The sequence below is a fragment of the Pseudogemmobacter blasticus genome, assembly GCF_003071405.1.
GTDB classification, from domain to species: Bacteria; Pseudomonadota; Alphaproteobacteria; order Rhodobacterales; family Rhodobacteraceae; genus Pseudogemmobacter; species Pseudogemmobacter blasticus.
On sequence record NZ_CP020470.1, the window covers coordinates 1916637 to 1931413 of the forward strand.

The following is a 14777-nucleotide window of genomic DNA, read 5'->3' on the forward strand; positions in this document are numbered from 1 at the left end:
CATTGCGCGGCCAGAGGGCAAGATGCGGATTCTGCTGATCGAGGATGACAAGGTGATCGGCGCCGCCGTGCGCGAACAGATCGAGGCGGATGGCCATTCCGTTGATTGGGCCATGCGGCTGGACGAGGCACAGGATGCACTTGCCGGCGCCAGTTTTGACCTGATCCTGCTTGATCTGATGCTGCCCGATGGGCGTGGCATCCCGTTCCTCAAGACCCTGCGCAGCAGGGGCAACACGACGCCGGTCATCATCCTGACCGCGCTTGACCAGATTTCAGACCGGATCGACGGGCTGAATGCCGGGGCCGATGACTATCTGGTCAAGCCCTTTGACCTGGCCGAGCTTTCCGCCCGCATCGGCGCGGTGGCACGGCGCTACTCCGGCAATCCGAACCCGGTGATGCGATTTGGCGATCTTGAGATTGATCTTGCCGTCCGCAGCATCCGCCGCGCGGGCAAGCCGGTTGCGCTGACGGCCCGTGAATGGGTGCTGTTCGAGGCTTTCCTGTCCCGGCCCTCGCAACTGCTGACCAGATCCCAGCTTGAGGAACACCTGTATTCCTTTGACGCCGATGTCGAAAGCAATGCCATCGAAGTGCATGTAAGCCGTCTGCGCAAGAAACTTGGGGCCGGGGTGATCGCCACGGAGCGCGGCCTTGGTTATCGGCTGGGGCGCCCATGAAACGCCCCGCGTCGCTTCGGCTGCGATCCGCGCTGGCGCTGTCGCTGGCGGTCACGCTGGTCTGGGCGGCCGCCGCCGCAATCACCTGGCAATTGCTGCTGCGCGAAATGAACGAGGTTTTCGATTCCGCCCTGCAGGAAACCGGGCAACGCATTCTGCAACTGGCCGTGATCGACGTTCTGGGCCGTGACGAGGAAGGAATCACCCAGCACGTCACCGCGCTGGACCAGCACGAGGAATACTTCACCTATCTGGTCCGCGATCCGCAGGGGCGTGTGCTGCTGGCCTCGCATCGCGCCGATCCGGCGCAGTTCCCCGTGCTTGACCAGCCTGGCTTCCACCAGACGGAAGGTTTCCGTTTCTATCAGGAAGCGGCGGTTCGCGGCTCCATCATCCTGACCATAGCCGAACCGATGGCGCATCGGCATGAAGTGGCAGGCGAGGTGGCGCTGGCCCTGGCGCTGCCGCTGGGGCTGGTGATCCCGCTCAGTCTGGTGGGCATTGCTTACGGGCTGGGCTACGGGCTGAGACCGTTGGGGGTGCTGCGCCAGCAGCTTGCCCGCCGCAATGCGAATGACCTGTCCGCCTTGCGCACCGAGACCCTGCCAGAGGAGTTGCGCCCCATCGGCGAAACGGTGAACCAGTTGTTCCTGCGGCTTGGCAAGGCCTTTGACGCCGAACGCAGTTTCGCCTCGAACGCCGCGCATGAGCTGCGCACGCCGCTGGCCGGGGCGATTGCCCAGATCCAGCGCCTGCGCGGGCAAACCCGCGAGACCGACACCGCCGCCCGCGCCGACGAGATCGAAGCCGTCCTGAAACGCCTGACGCGGCTGGCCGAACGGTTGATGCAACTTGCCCGCGCCGAAGGGGCACGGCTGATGACCGACCGCCCGCAGGATCTGCGACCCGTCCTGCAACTGGTGGCGCAGGACTTCTCCCGTGGGGTCGATCAGGGCCGGATCGAATGGTCCCTGCCGCCCGATGCCGTGCTGTCAGACCTTGACCCTGACGCCGTTGCCATCGTCACGCGCAACCTTGTTGAAAACGCGCTGCGCCATGGAGGCGGGGGCCCGGTGCGGGTAAACTTGGCGCCTGATGGTTGGCTCAAGGTCGAGAATGACGGCCCCGCCGTGCCCCCGGACGTGCTGGCTTCGCTTTCAGGGCGCTTCGTGCGCGGCACGGGCGCGGGCAGCGGCAGCGGCCTGGGGCTGGCCATCGTGCGCACCATTGCCGAACGCAGCGGCACCACGCTGACGCTGGCATCGCCCTTGCCCGGCCAAGCCGGCGGCTTTTCCGCCACCATCCAGCTTTGCCCGGAACAGACGCACACCCCGCCCCCTTGAACCGATGGAATCAAAGATGACCCTTCCATACAAATCCGCCCATGAAGAGCTGCATTTCATCAACCGCACAGGCTGGCTGCGGGCTGCCGTTCTGGGGGCCAATGACGGCATCGTTTCGGTATCCTCGCTGATCGTCGGCGTCGCCGCCGCTGACCCAAGCCCCGGCGCCGTTCTGGTTGCCGGAATGGCCGGGCTGGCAGCCGGCGCCATGTCGATGGCCGCGGGCGAGTATGTCTCTGTCAGTTCACAATCCGACATCGAACGCGCCGACATCGCCCGCGAACAGCAGGCCCTGATCGACACGCCCGAGGCAGAACTGGCGGAACTGGCCTCGATCTATCAATCCCGCGGGCTGTCGGCGGAAACCGCCGCACTGGTGGCGCGCGAGCTGACGCAGAACGATGCGCTTGGGGCCCATGTGCGGGACGAACTTGGGTTGTCAGAGGTGCACGCGGCCAACCCCCTTCAGGCCGCCTTTGCCTCGGGGCTGACTTTCACGGTGGCGGCCGCGCTGCCCTTGATCGCGGCCATTCTGGCGCCCGCCGACAAGATCATTCCTGTCGTGGTCGTCACAACACTGCTTTGCCTTGCGGGACTGGGGGCCCTTGGGGCGCAGGCGGGGGGCGCGCCCAAGCTGCGTGCTACCGCCCGCGTGCTGTTCTGGGGGGCGGCGGCCATGGCCATAACCGCCGGCGTCGGCCGCATCTTCGGGGTCAGCGTCTGAAGACGGCCGCCATCAAGACCTGCGCCGGCCATCCACCCCGCCCTTGGGTCAGGCCCTTGCACCGGCCTGGCCCTGACAGCGCGCCGTTTGCGGGGCCGCTGTCTGGAGCGCCACGCCATTTCGGAGATGGCGGCGGATCAGCGCCCTGGCCTTGTGGCCCTTGAAGATGGTGGCGGCCGGCCTGTGGCCGGCGGGATTTCCGAAGATCTCTTCGTACTCCTCACGCAAAGACCGGGGCAGGCTCAGAAAGACCTGGGCGCCCGGAAACAGGCTTTCACTCCAGCAGCCATCCGACTTGATGACTTCATGGCGATCAAAGACCAGGTGCACATAGGTGCAGCCAGTTTCGGGACGGGACTGGGTGATGCCCGGTACGCCCAGAAGGCTTTTGGCGGAAACAAGAACATCGCCATGCCCGACACGATGCGCGATCCTGCTGTTCACAAGAACCCTGTGCTGGGGCGACACGCGCAGGTTCCGGCTGGGCACATCGGGGCCAAGGGCGTTTCTGGCGATGACGACGGGCCAGAGGTTCGGGCGAAGCGTCAGCTCAAGATCGCCCAGAACCCGCGTATTGACCGCCTTCAGGCATCTTGAGGCACCGGAACGGGTGATGATCTCATCCCCCGGAACCAGATCTTCAACCGGCACCTCGCCTTGCGCTGTCAGGATCAGGGTGCCTGCGGCGAAGCAGATCACGTTAAGATTGACGGCGTTCAGGTCGGCAATCGACGTGTTCAACACCTGCACGGTTCCCCCGCCCGCCGACATGGGCAGGGTGATCAGGATCGAACCATCCGGCGTTTCCGTCGTGGCGGCGACGACATCGTCAAGCGTCTGGAAATAGCTGCCCAGGTCAATCACATCGCCGCCGGCACCATCGAAATCGGCGATCACGTCGTTCCCGCCCGATGCAAAGCTGTCTGCCGCAAACCAGTCTGCGTCGGCGCCGCCTGTCAGCGTGTCATTGCCGGCGCCGCCGCTGACAAGGTCGGCGCCAGCCCCGCCAAAGATCCGGTCATCGCCGCCACCGCCATAAAGCGCATCGTCGTTGACCCCGCCGTAGATGTCCTCGTGGAAGAACTGGCCCTGCACGGTTGTCAGCGTTGATCCGGCCGTCTGCGCCGACAGCAGCGTCATGCGGGGAAAGTCATCCGCCGTCCGGGCATCATCGCCGGTCAGCGACTGGATCGTGGCAGCCAGATCCGCGTAATGCGGCGAGAACGAAGCGGACTGGACAAACGTCCCGACGATCTGCCCATTCTCATCAAACGCAACGCCGCCCCGGGCGACCGCGCCGATCAGGTAGGTTTCCGTCACGCCATCCCCGTCGGCATCATAGTCCAGAAAGGTTCCGCCACCACTCATGCCACCCAGGGCTTCGGCATCGTCAATGGTGAAATAACCCCCGATGTCACCCCCAACATCCTGTTCTACATAGGCATTTTCGCCTGTATAAATCGACTGTCCGGCGGCAAGCGTTCCGGTCGTCTGGTGAAGAACGCCGCCCAGGCCATTCAGCGAATTGGCTGCCGACGGATAGCCGGTGATGGTGACCGTTCCGAACAGATCGTTCGGATCGTTGGCAATCAGCAGCGGAACCGCCGGACCGTCATAGAACTGTCCTGTGCTGGAAAGGCGGGCGCCGACGTGAAGGCTCATGTCGAAACCGGCCTTGACGTAATCAAGGGTTCCGTTGTTGTCGGTGTCTTCCCGATAGGCGTCCCAGGGGGCGCCGCCGAAGGGCAGCGTGTAGTCGTATTCCGTGGTGGCGTGCTGCTCGGCCTGGCCATCCAGGCTTCGTTGCGGAATCGCGGTGTTGGTGCCGCCGGGCGTGGGGTTGTGGTTGGCGCTGAAATAGATCCCGCCGCCGATATGGGCGCCCGAGAATTTCACATCGACCGAGGCGAGATGGATGAGTTCGGTCGATCCGGGGTCAACAATTTCGACGGCCATCACAGTCGTCCTGTCATTGTGATTGAACAAGGGTAGCACAAAGACAAAACACTGATCGCAGATTTATCTTCCGACAGACCGCCAAGATGCGCAACACGCCTTGGCAGCCGGGGCCGTTATCCGCAGGGAGCGCGGGCCAAGGCGCCCGATTCCCCCGGAGAGCGACAAGATGGATGGCAATGAATCCATTGCGTTATCAGATAACCGCCAGATCGGCGGCGCTGTTATTGAATATCGGGGGCGGGGCGCGCAGAGTGGGGAGACGACGGCCCTCCATCACGGAGCGAGACATGACAAGACTGATTCTGGCCACGGCGGCCCTGCTGGCGCTGACCCTTGCCGGGCCGGCGGCGGCCGAGTGCTATGCCGATTACAAGGCAAAGAAGGATGCCCCGCTGCAACTGCATTACGGCGTGGCGCGGATCAGCGATGGCAATTGCAGCCCGAAGGCCGCCGCCGGCGAACTGGCGCCGCGACTGGCCGGGGACGGCTGGACGCTGCTGAATGTTCTGTCCACTTTCGGGCCGGAAGGTCTGGACGAAAGGAAAGCCAGTGCCGGCGCCTACTTCCTTCGCTATTGACAGCCTGAAACAGGGAAACCGCGTTGTCGGCTTTGGCATCGCGGCCATTGTCGTGATCCTGTTCGGGGCGGCGCTGTTCCTGTTCCTGAACCTGCCCGACGCCAATGCCTTCAACGCGCGGGTTGAGCGGATCTTTGTGGAAAACAACGATCTGCGGTCGGGCGCCGAGATCAAGCTGTTGGAAATACTGGCACAATCCGGCACGGCCTTTTCCGAGGTGCTGACCAGCTATCGCATGGTGATCTTTGTGCTGCTGGTGTTTTCCACCGCGTTGCTGATTGCCGCGCTGGTGTTTCTGGTGACGATCATCGTGCTGAACCGCCGCATTTCGGCCATTCAGCGCAGCGGTATCCAGGTGGCCAGCCTGATGATTTCGCGCGAGGCGCGGGCGGTTTACATCAACGATCTGGAGTTCCAGTTGACCGAGGCCGCGCTGGAAACCCTGAGCGTTCTGGCCGAGGCACGGATGGATGACGAGGTGCTGACCGGGGCGCAGATCGAGGCGGTGATCAGCGGCCGGTCCGAGGCCGATTGCGACGAGGCGGCGGGGGCGACGCGGGTCAAGCGGCTGCGTGACACGCTGGGCAACCAGTTGGTATCCGAACTGCTGGTCAAGACCATCGCGCGGCGCGGGTATGTGCTGGCGGTGGGGAAGGAGACCATTCGCATGATCTGACGCGAGGAACAGGCCAAGGCCCTGAAATCGGTCAGAAATCTGCGTCTGCATCGCGTCTGCGCGGCGTATGTTTCGCGTATGCTTGACGTATGCCTGTCAACGGGCCGGCCCCCTGCCCCTGTCATGCGGCCGTCATGGGGCTTGCATAGGGGGGGTGGGGGCCTTAGACACCGCGCTTCGTGTTTTTGGTCCCTTGCTGCCCCTGGGGGATTCGATGATCCAGACGCCCTATTACCTGATCGACCGCACGCGGCTGGCCCGCAACATGGCGGTGATGGACGAGCTGCGCGCGGCCTCGGGCGTGAAATGCTTGCTGGCGCTGAAATGCTTTGCCACCTGGGGCGTGTTCGACCAGATGCGGCAGCACATGGACGGCACCACCAGTTCCAGCCTGTATGAGCTGCGGCTGGGGCGCGAGAAGTTCGGGCTGGAGACCCATGCCTATTCGGTGGGCTGGGCCGACCACGAGATCGCGGAAGCGGTCGGCTATGCCGACAAGATCATCTTCAACTCGATCAGCCAGATGGAGCGGTTCGACAACCAGTCGGCGCAGATCGCGCGGGGGCTGCGGCTGAACCCGCGGTTTTCGACCAGCGGCTTCGACCTGGCCGATCCGGCGCGGCCGTATTCCCGGCTGGGCGAATGGGACGCGGCCAGGATCGAGCGGGTGATGGACCGGATTTCCGGCTTCATGATCCATTACAACTGCGAGAACGCGGATTTCGATCTGTTCGACCGGCAGCTTGCCCGGATCGAGGACGAGTTCGGCGGCCTGCTGAAGCGGCTGAAATGGGTAAGCCTTGGCGGCGGCATCCATTTCACCGGCGACGGCTATCCGGTGCAAAAACTGGCGGCGCGGCTGAAGGCGTTTCAGGATCGTTTCGGGGTGCAGGTCTATCTGGAACCGGGCGAGGCGGCGATCACCGGGGCGGCCAGCCTTGAGGTGACGGTTCTGGACATCCTGAACAACGGCAAGGATCTGGCGATTGTCGATTCCAGCGTGGAAGCGCATATGCTGGACCTGCTGATCTATCGCCAGCCCGGCAAGATGGAGACGGACGGCCCCTACCCCTATATGGTCTGCGGCAAGTCCTGTCTGGCGGGCGATGTGTTTGGCGAATTTTCGTTCGCAAACCCGCTGTCGGTGGGCGACCGGCTGAGCATCGCCGATGCGGCGGGCTATACGATGGTCAAGAAGAACTGGTTCAACGGCGTGAAGATGCCGTCGATCGTGATCCGCGAAGCGGATGGCAGCCTGACCGTCGCGCGCGAGTTCGGCTATACCGATTACCGGGATTCGCTGGGCTGATCCCCCCTTCCCCCGAACCGAGGAGGTTTCCGATGAAACGGAACGTATTGATCATTGGTGCAGGCGGCGTGGCGCAGGTCGTGGCGCATAAATGCGCGCAGGTGAATGACCGGCTGGGGGAACTGCACATTGCCAGCCGCCGGGTGGAAAAGGCCGAGGCCATCATCGCGGGCGTGATGGACAAGGGCGCGATGAAGGTGCCGGGCGTGTTCAAGGCCCATGCCGTGGATGCGATGGACACCGGCGCCGTGGCGCATCTGATCCGGCAGACCGGGTGCCAGATCGTGATCAACGTCGGCAGCGCCTTCGTGAACATGACGGTGCTGGAAGCCTGCATCGAGACGGGGGCGGCCTATCTGGACACCGCCATTCACGAAGACCCGGCGAAAGTGTGCGAAACGCCGCCGTGGTATGGCAATTACGAATGGCGCCGGCGCGACCGCTGCAAGGCCGCCGGAGTGACGGCGATCCTGGGCATCGGCTTTGATCCCGGCGTGGTGAACGCCTGGGCGCGGGTGGCCGAGGGGATGCTGGACCGGATCGACAGCATCGACATCGTGGACATCAACGCAGGGTCGCACGGCCGGTATTTCGCCACCAACTTCGACCCCGAGATCAACTTCCGCGAATTCACCGGCACGGTCTATAGCTGGCAGAACGGCGGCTGGCAGTCGAACAGCATGTTCGAGGTGGGCCAGACCTGGACGCTGCCGGTGGTGGGCGACCAGAAGGCCTATCTGACCGGGCATGACGAGGTTCATTCGCTGTCGGCCCGCTATCCGCAGGCGGATGTGCGGTTCTGGATGGGCTTCGGCGACCATTACATCAACGTGTTCACGGTGCTGAAGAACCTTGGCCTGCTGAGCGAAAAGCCGGTGATGACGGCCGAGGGCCAGGAAGTGGTGCCGCTGAAGGTGGTCAAGGCGGTTCTGCCCGACCCGGCCAGCTTGGCGCCCACCTATACCGGCAAGACCTGCATCGCCGATGTGGTGCGGGGAACGCGCGACGGCAAGCCGGTGGAACTGACGATCTACAACGTGGCCGATCATGCCGAGGCCTATGCAGAAACCGGGGCGCAGGGCATTTCCTATACGGCGGGCGTGCCGCCGGTGGTGGCGGCGCTGCTGATTGCCGAGGGCGTGTGGGACGTGGGCACGATGGTCAATGTCGAGGAACTGGACCCCCGCCCCTTCATCACCCTGCTGAACGGCATGGGCCTGCCCAGCCGGATTTGCGATGCGGCGGGCGACCGGCTGCTGACGTTCTGACCGGCGTTTGCATGGCGGCGGGCGGGGGCTTGCGCTAGGCTGCGGGGAAACCCCTTGCAGGACGACAGCATGGCCGCCCCCCGCACCAGCCAGACCCATCCGCTGCAGATTGCCGAGGTGCGGGCGGCCCCGGAAATGGGGCGGATCGGCATCACCTTCTGTCCGGGCAAGCACGATCCGGCGGCGGCCAGCGGGGCCTGGGCGCGCGATCTGGCGGCCGATCTGGATGCGATCGCCGCCTGGGGTGCGCGGCTGGTGCTGACGCTGGTGGAGCCGGCCGAGCTGGTGGCGCTGCGGGTGCCCGATATGGGCGCCGGGGTGCGGCAGCGCGGGATGGACTGGCGGCATCTGCCGGTGGCCGATTATTCGGTGCCGACCGAAGGGTTCGAGGCCGACTGGGCGCAGCACGGACCCGAGATCCGCGCGCTGCTGCGGGGCGGGGCGGATGTGGTGGTGCATTGCCGGGGCGGGCTGGGCCGGGCCGGCATGACGGCGGCGCGGCTGCTGGCCGAACTGGGGATGGAGCCGGGTGAGGCGATCCGCCTGGTGCGCAAGGCGCGGCCCGGCGCGATTGAAACGCCGGCGCAACTGGCGCTGGTGCGGCGGACGGTGGCGCTGGACGACAGGGTGCTGGACACGGCGGCGCTGCACCGGGTGGGCGCGCGGCTGGGCAGCACGCCGGGCGGCGTGTTCCAGGATGCGGCAGGGCAGCGCTATTACGTCAAGCAGGTGGAAACGGCGGCGCTGGCGCGCAACGAACGGATTGCGGCGCGGCTCTACCGGCTGGCGGGTGCGCCGGTGCTGACCTATGTGGCGACGCGCAATCCCTGCGAGGTGGCCACGGTTTTCGTGCCGCTGGACAAGCGCCATATCGCGCAGTTTTCCGAAGCCGAGCGGCGGCAGGCGCAGGGCTGGCTGGGGGTCCATGCCTGGCTGGCGAACTGGGATGCGGCGGGGTTCGGCGGCGACAATCAGGGCGTGGTGGCGGGCGTGGTGACAACGCTGGATCTGGGCGGCGCGCTGGAGTTCCGCGCGCAGGGCGATCCGAAGGGCCGCGCCTTTGGCGACAGCGTGTCCGAGATCGACCGGCTGCGGCACGACCCGGACAATCCGCAGGCGGTGGCGCTGTTCGGGGACATGACGCCCGAGGCGGTGCGGGCCGCGATTGCGGTGGTGACACGGCTGCCCGAGGACGCGATCCGCCGCGCGGTGGCCGGGGCGGGCGGGCGCAGCGAGCTGGCGGACCGGCTGGTCGCGCGGCAGGCCGATATGGCGCGGCAGGCGGGTTAGCCGGCCAGCGCCAGCAGGCGCGGCACCTGGGCGCGGATTTCGGCGCCGACCGCGGGGTCAAGCGCGGCAAGCCAGGCGTCGGGAATGGCCTGCAGGCCCCAGGTGGCGCCGGCCAGCATCCCGGCCAGCGCGCCGGTGGTATCGGCATCGCCGCCCTGGTTGACGGTCTGGATCAGGGTTTCCGCAAAGCTGCCGGCCGTCAGGTAATGGTGCAGCAGGGTCTGCATCGTATCGACGATATAGCCCGAGGCCCGGCCCGGATACGGCGCAAAGCGAAAGGCGCGGTGGCGGGTGGCCAGCGCATCGGCCAGCGCCTGCGCGGCGGGGCGGCCCTGCCCCTGCACCAGCGCCTGCACCATGGCGACCAGCGACAGGCAGGCGTCATCGGACAGCGGGTGATGGTGGGTGGTGCGGGCCTGCGCCAGCGTCCAGTCGCGGGCGCGGCCGGGGGCGCCCAGCGTGGCCAGCGCCACCGGCAGCACGCGCATCGCGGCGCCATTGCCGGCATCGCCCTCGGACGGCGGGCCTTCGGTGCTGCCGTCGCGCAGGAAGCGACGGATGCCGCGGCGGCAGGTATTGCCCACATCGGCGGGGCCGGTTTGCAGCCAGGCGGCAAATTCTGTGCAGAGATCGGCGGCGTCCAGCCCGCCGCAGCGCAGGACGGACCGGCCTAGCGCCAGCGACATCTGGGTGTCATCGGTCACGGCGCCCGGCGGCAGGTTCAGCCAGCCGCCGCCGGTGAGGGTGCGGTGAATGCCGTGTTTGGCGGCGATTTCGCCCCGTGTCATGAATTCGACGGTGGCACCCAGGGCATCGCCGATGGCGAAGCCAAGATAGGCGGCAAGGGCGCGGTCGGCGGGATCAGACATGATCGAGGGCCACCCGGAATTCGCCGCCGATCACCAGAAACTCGCCCTCGCCCTGCAAAAGACGCGAGGGCAGGAGGCCGTTGAAGAACAGCACCTTGGGCAGCGGCACGCGGGCGGCAAGGATCTGGTCCCCGAAACAATCGGCCACCTCGCGGTCAGAGGTGAAGGAGACCAGATTGTTCAGCCGCAGCACGGCGGTGCGGCCCTGCCGTTCAAGGATGCGGTGTTCGTCAAGCGCATTGACGCCCCGATACAGCGTGAGGTGGGTTTCGCCCGGAAAGGCGAAGCGGGCGATGGCCCATTGGCAGAATTCGAACAGCAGGTCGAGCTGCACCCAGATGGTGTTGTTGTGAAAGCGGCTGGACATCTTTTCTTCCACATAGGTGGCCCAGGCGGGGCTGGCGATGTGGTCGATGATCTGGCGATGGAACGAGGGGCAGATGCCGAAGCGGCTTTCGACCCAGCCTTTCAACACGGCGCCTTCTGCCCCGTTGCTGTCAAACCCCCAGCCCTGGATCAGCCGCAGGACAGAGGACCGGAAGCGGCGGCGCCCGGCGGGGGCGGGGGCGCGCTGTTCGGGATCAAGGCCGAACATGGCGGTCAGATAGGCCAGGAAGGCCCCGCCCGCTTCGGGCAGGGTTTCGGCCTGATCAAGCATGGTGAACAGGCTGGGGTTCATTTCCCGCACGCCCCAGATGTGCAGCGGCACCGGCGCATCGTTGAAACCGCAACTGGCCAGCCAGGCCGAAGACCGCCCGACCAGATTGGTCGAATGGCCGATGCCGCGCCAGTCGCGGGCCGGGGGATCTGGCATCGTGGCGGGCATGTCGGGCCTTTGGCCGCAGGGTTGGTGCGGCGGATTAGACCACGGCGGGCGGGGGCCGGCATCGTGGCGTGCCGTCGCGGGGCGGCACGGCGCGCGACGGCAAAAGGAAAGGGCGGATGAAGACCATCCGCCCCGCCTGCCTTTGCGCCCTGCGGCCCTGAAGGGCAGGATCAGACCGGGCTGAAGGTCTTTTCCACGTCCTTGCGGTGGCCTTCGAACGACGCATCGCTGCGCGAGATCAGCGTGTAGAACATCGGCACCACGAAAAGGGTGAACACCGTTCCGATCACCAGCCCGGTGAAGATGACCAGACCCATGGCCTGACGGGCTGCGGCGCCGGCGCCTTCGGCGATGATCAGCGGCACCACGGCAAGGGCCATGGCGGCGGTGGTCATCAGGATCGGGCGCAGACGGGTTTTCGCGGCGGCCACGATGGCGGCGCGGCGCGACAGGCCGTGCTCCTCTCGTTGCTGGTTGGCGAATTCCACCATCAGGATGCCGTGCTTGGTGATCAGACCGATCAGGGTGATCAGGCCGACCTGCGTGTAGATGTTCAGCGTGCTGGCCCCCAGATACAGCGGCAGCATGGCGCCGAAGATCGACAGCGGCACCGACATCATGATGATGAACGGATCGCGGAAACTTTCGAACTGCGCGGCAAGGACCAGGTAGATCACCACCAGAGCCGCCCCGAAGGCCAGCAGGATGGTGTTGCCTTCGGTCTTTTCCAGCCGCGACTGGCCCGAGTAATCGACGAAGAACCCATCGGGCAGAACTTCGTCGGCGATCCGCTCCAGCTCGGCCAGGGCGACGCTGGTGGACAGGCCGATCATCGGCATGGCCGACAGCGTGGTCGAGTTCAATTGGTTGAACTGTTCGATCGACGCGGCGGTGATGCCCGGATCAAGCTTGACCACTGACGACAGCGGCAGCATCGCGCCCGAGCTGGAGCGGACGAAGAATTCGCCCAGCCGTTCGGGGTTGTCGCGCCATTCGCGCGGCACCTGGGTGATCACGTCATAGCTGTTGGAATCGCGGTCGAACTGCGCCACCGCGCCGCCGCCGACCAGGATGCCCAGCGTGTTGCCGATCTCGGACACGCTGACGCCCAATTCGGCCGCGCGGTCACGGTCGATGGTGATGCGGACCTGCGGCGCGTCGAAGGCCAGGCTGTTCTGCACCACGATGAACATGCCGCTGGCCATGGCCTTGTTGCGGATTTCCTCGGCGATCTCGAACACGCGGTCGGGCGAGTGGATCGACTGGATGATCATCGAGATCGGCAGGCCGCCGCCGGCGCCGGGCAGCGAGGGCGGTGCGAAGACATAGCTTTGCAGACCGGGGGTATCGTTCAGGATGCCCTGGATCTGGCCCTGGATTTCCGACTGGCTGCGGCTGCGTTCGGCCCAGTCCTTGAGCGCCCAGATGTAGAAGCCGGTGTTCGAGGCCCCGCCCATGCCCGCCACCGAGAACGAGGTCTGCACCTCGGGGATGTCGGCGGTGCGCTTGCCGATTTCGGCGGTGAAGGCATCGGTGTATTCCAGCGTCGCGTAGCGCGGGCCGTTCAGGATGGCGAACAGGGCCCCCTGATCTTCCTCGGGCGCAAGTTCGGACGAGGTGTTCAGGAACATGAACCCGGTCGCGCCCACCAGCGACAGCACCATCAGCAGCGTGACCGGCCGATAGTCGAGCGACGAGGACACCCGCCGTTCATACCAGTTCGCCACCCCGGTCAGCACCCGGTCAACCGTGGACTGGAACCGCCCCGGCGCATCATGCGTCAGCAGGCGGGCCGACATGGTGGGGGTGATGGTCAGCGCCACGATGCCCGAGATGATGACCGACCCGGCCAGCGTCAGCGCGAATTCGGTGAACAGCGATCCGGTCAGGCCGCCGGTAAAGGCCAGCGGCGCCAGCACGGCGGCCAGCGTGATGGTCATGGCGATGACGGGGCCGGTGATTTCCTTCATGCCGTTGATCGCGGCACGGGCGGGCTTCTGGCCTTCGTCGATGTGGCGGTGGATGTTCTCGACCACGACGATGGCGTCGTCCACCACCAGACCGATGGCCAGCACCATGGCCAGCAGCGTCAGCAGGTTGATGGAATAGCCCAATGCCAGCATGATGGAGCAGACGCCCACCAGCGACAGCGGGATCGTCACCACCGGCATCACGACCGAGCGGAACGAGCCAAGGAACAGCAGGATCACCACGACCACGATGACCACGGCCTCGGCGATGGTCTTGAACACCTCGGAGATCGAGGCGGCGATGGTTTCGGTCGAGTCATAGACCATGGTGATGGTCATGCCCTGCGGCAGCGTGTCGTTCAGGCGCGGCAGTTCGGCCAGCACGTTGGCGGCCACGTCAAGCTGGTTTTCACCCGGCGCGGGGATGATGCCGATGAAGGTGCCCGGTTCGCCCGAGAAGGTGACGATCGCATCGGTCGAGCCGGAGGCCAGTTCGATGCGGGCCACGTCGCGCAGCCGCACGGTGCCGTTGGCCCCCTGCACCAGCGGCAGGGCGCCGAAGGCTTCGGCCGACTGGACGGTGGAATCGAGCGTCAGCGAATAGGCGAAGTATTCGTTTTCGGTCTTGCCCGGCGCCGACAGGAAGTTCGAGGCCCGGATCGCGCCCAGAACATCGGTGGCGGTCACGCCGCGGGCCGACATCTGCAGCGGGTCCAGCCAGATGCGCATGGCATATTCGGCGGCACCCATGATTTCCATCTGGGCCACGCCGTCGATGTTGGTCACCCGCGGCCGGACCACCCGTTCAAGGTATTCGGTCAATTGTTCGGGCGTCATGTTGGGGTTCTGCACCGCCAGATACATCAGCGCGAAGGTCTGGCCGGTGCCCTTGACGATCACCGGGTCTTCCGCGTCGGACGGCAGTTCGCCGCGCACCTGCTGCACCTTCGACATCACCTCGGTCAGGGCGATGTCGGGGTTGGCGCCCAGCTTCATCTGCACCGTCACGACCGAGGCCGAGGGGCGCGAGGCGCTGGTCACATAGTCGATGTTCTCGGTCGTCGAGACGGCCGAGGCGATGGGCGAGGTGATGAAGCCCTGGATCAGTTCGGGCGCGGCGCCCGGATAGACGGTGGTGATGGTGACCACCGTCTCATCGACTTCGGGATATTGCCGCACCGGCAGGTTCAGCACCGAGGCAAGGCCAAGGAACAGGATCAGCGCGGCCACGACGGTGGACAGGACCGGGCGGCGGATGAAGATTTCTGAAAAGTTCATCGGCC

The 14777-nt window shown here is 65.7% G+C and carries 12 protein-coding genes; 8 read left to right on the forward strand and 4 right to left on the reverse strand.

Annotated elements, in window-relative coordinates; genetic code table 11:
* Window positions 1-22 precede the first annotated feature (22 nt).
* Genes B6K69_RS09365 through B6K69_RS09375 form a run of 3 tightly spaced genes read left to right on the forward strand, consistent with a single transcriptional unit; the run spans window position 23 to window position 2749 of the window.
* Window positions 23-682, forward strand: coding sequence for a response regulator transcription factor (locus tag B6K69_RS09365; protein ID WP_107672568.1), 660 nt, complete (start codon window positions 23-25; stop codon window positions 680-682).
* Window positions 679-2025, forward strand: coding sequence for an ATP-binding protein (locus B6K69_RS09370; RefSeq protein WP_108643590.1), 1347 nt, complete (start codon window positions 679-681; stop codon window positions 2023-2025). The genes B6K69_RS09365 and B6K69_RS09370 overlap by 4 nt, the downstream gene beginning before the upstream one ends.
* Window positions 2026-2041: 16 nt before the next feature.
* Window positions 2042-2749, forward strand: a complete 708-nt coding sequence (locus B6K69_RS09375) for a VIT1/CCC1 transporter family protein (RefSeq protein ID WP_108644864.1) — start codon at window positions 2042-2044, stop codon at window positions 2747-2749.
* 48 nt (window positions 2750-2797) lie between these two features.
* Here B6K69_RS09375 and B6K69_RS09380 read toward each other — a convergent pair whose 3' ends face one another.
* Complete coding sequence (locus tag B6K69_RS09380; RefSeq protein WP_108643591.1) at window positions 2798-4705, reverse strand: Hint domain-containing protein; 1908 nt, start codon at window positions 4703-4705, stop codon at window positions 2798-2800.
* Between the two features lie 290 nt (window positions 4706-4995).
* On the opposite strand from B6K69_RS09380, the gene B6K69_RS09385 reads away from it, so the two are divergent.
* The 5 genes from B6K69_RS09385 (at window position 4996) to B6K69_RS18400 (ending at window position 9829) form a co-directional block, all read left to right on the forward strand.
* Window positions 4996-5286: a hypothetical protein gene (locus B6K69_RS09385; RefSeq protein ID WP_108643592.1), complete on the forward strand. Its 291-nt coding sequence runs from the start codon at window positions 4996-4998 to the stop codon at window positions 5284-5286.
* Window positions 5210-5962, forward strand: coding sequence for a hypothetical protein (locus B6K69_RS09390; RefSeq protein ID WP_412917529.1), 753 nt, complete (start codon window positions 5210-5212; stop codon window positions 5960-5962). Before B6K69_RS09385 ends, B6K69_RS09390 begins: the two co-directional genes overlap by 77 nt.
* 214 nt (window positions 5963-6176) lie before the next feature.
* Window positions 6177-7271: a carboxynorspermidine decarboxylase gene (locus tag B6K69_RS09395; RefSeq protein ID WP_108643593.1), complete on the forward strand. Its 1095-nt coding sequence runs from the start codon at window positions 6177-6179 to the stop codon at window positions 7269-7271.
* A 32-nt stretch (window positions 7272-7303) separates the two neighbouring features.
* Window positions 7304-8539 carry a saccharopine dehydrogenase family protein gene (locus tag B6K69_RS09400; RefSeq protein ID WP_108643594.1) on the forward strand — a complete coding sequence of 412 codons (1236 nt, stop codon included), beginning with the start codon at window positions 7304-7306 and terminating at the stop codon, window positions 8537-8539.
* A gap of 69 nt (window positions 8540-8608) precedes the next feature.
* Entirely contained in the window at window positions 8609-9829 is a 1221-nt protein-coding gene (locus tag B6K69_RS18400) for a cyclin-dependent kinase inhibitor 3 family protein (protein WP_108644865.1), read from the forward strand.
* Here B6K69_RS18400 and draG read toward each other — a convergent pair.
* From draG to B6K69_RS09420, 3 genes are all read right to left on the reverse strand, one after another.
* Window positions 9826-10698 carry an ADP-ribosyl-[dinitrogen reductase] hydrolase gene (gene draG / locus B6K69_RS09410; protein ID WP_108643595.1) on the reverse strand — a complete coding sequence of 291 codons (873 nt, stop codon included), beginning with the start codon at window positions 10696-10698 and terminating at the stop codon, window positions 9826-9828. The genes B6K69_RS18400 and draG overlap by 4 nt on opposite strands.
* The gene (locus tag B6K69_RS09415) at window positions 10691-11524 is read right to left on the reverse strand and encodes an NAD(+)--dinitrogen-reductase ADP-D-ribosyltransferase (RefSeq protein ID WP_164681923.1); all 834 of its coding nucleotides are present in this window, start codon (window positions 11522-11524) and stop codon (window positions 10691-10693) included. Before B6K69_RS09415 ends, draG begins: the two co-directional genes overlap by 8 nt.
* A gap of 170 nt (window positions 11525-11694) precedes the next feature.
* Window positions 11695-14772, reverse strand: coding sequence for an efflux RND transporter permease subunit (locus B6K69_RS09420; RefSeq protein ID WP_107672559.1), 3078 nt, complete (start codon window positions 14770-14772; stop codon window positions 11695-11697).
* Between the last annotated feature and the right edge of the window lie 5 nt (window positions 14773-14777).

Bases quoted from the DNA above. Each gene is read 5' to 3' on its own strand.
- B6K69_RS09375 (WP_108644864.1), top strand. From the start codon at position 2,042: ATGACCCTTCCATACAAATCCGCCCATGAAGAGCTGCATTTCATCAAC.
- B6K69_RS09400 (WP_108643594.1), top strand. From the start codon at position 7,304: ATGAAACGGAACGTATTGATCATTGGTGCAGGCGGCGTGGCGCAGGTC.
- draG (WP_108643595.1), bottom strand. From the start codon at position 10,698: ATGTCTGATCCCGCCGACCGCGCCCTTGCCGCCTATCTTGGCTTCGCC.
- B6K69_RS09390 (WP_412917529.1), top strand. From the start codon at position 5,210: ATGTTCTGTCCACTTTCGGGCCGGAAGGTCTGGACGAAAGGAAAGCCA.
- B6K69_RS09385 (WP_108643592.1), top strand. From the start codon at position 4,996: ATGACAAGACTGATTCTGGCCACGGCGGCCCTGCTGGCGCTGACCCTT.
- B6K69_RS18400 (WP_108644865.1), top strand. From the start codon at position 8,609: ATGGCCGCCCCCCGCACCAGCCAGACCCATCCGCTGCAGATTGCCGAG.
- B6K69_RS09395 (WP_108643593.1), top strand. From the start codon at position 6,177: ATGATCCAGACGCCCTATTACCTGATCGACCGCACGCGGCTGGCCCGC.
- B6K69_RS09420 (WP_107672559.1), bottom strand. From the start codon at position 14,772: ATGAACTTTTCAGAAATCTTCATCCGCCGCCCGGTCCTGTCCACCGTC.
- B6K69_RS09370 (WP_108643590.1), top strand. From the start codon at position 679: ATGAAACGCCCCGCGTCGCTTCGGCTGCGATCCGCGCTGGCGCTGTCG.
- B6K69_RS09415 (WP_164681923.1), bottom strand. From the start codon at position 11,524: ATGCCCGCCACGATGCCAGATCCCCCGGCCCGCGACTGGCGCGGCATC.
- B6K69_RS09365 (WP_107672568.1), top strand. From the start codon at position 23: ATGCGGATTCTGCTGATCGAGGATGACAAGGTGATCGGCGCCGCCGTG.
- B6K69_RS09380 (WP_108643591.1), bottom strand. From the start codon at position 4,705: ATGGCCGTCGAAATTGTTGACCCCGGATCGACCGAACTCATCCATCTC.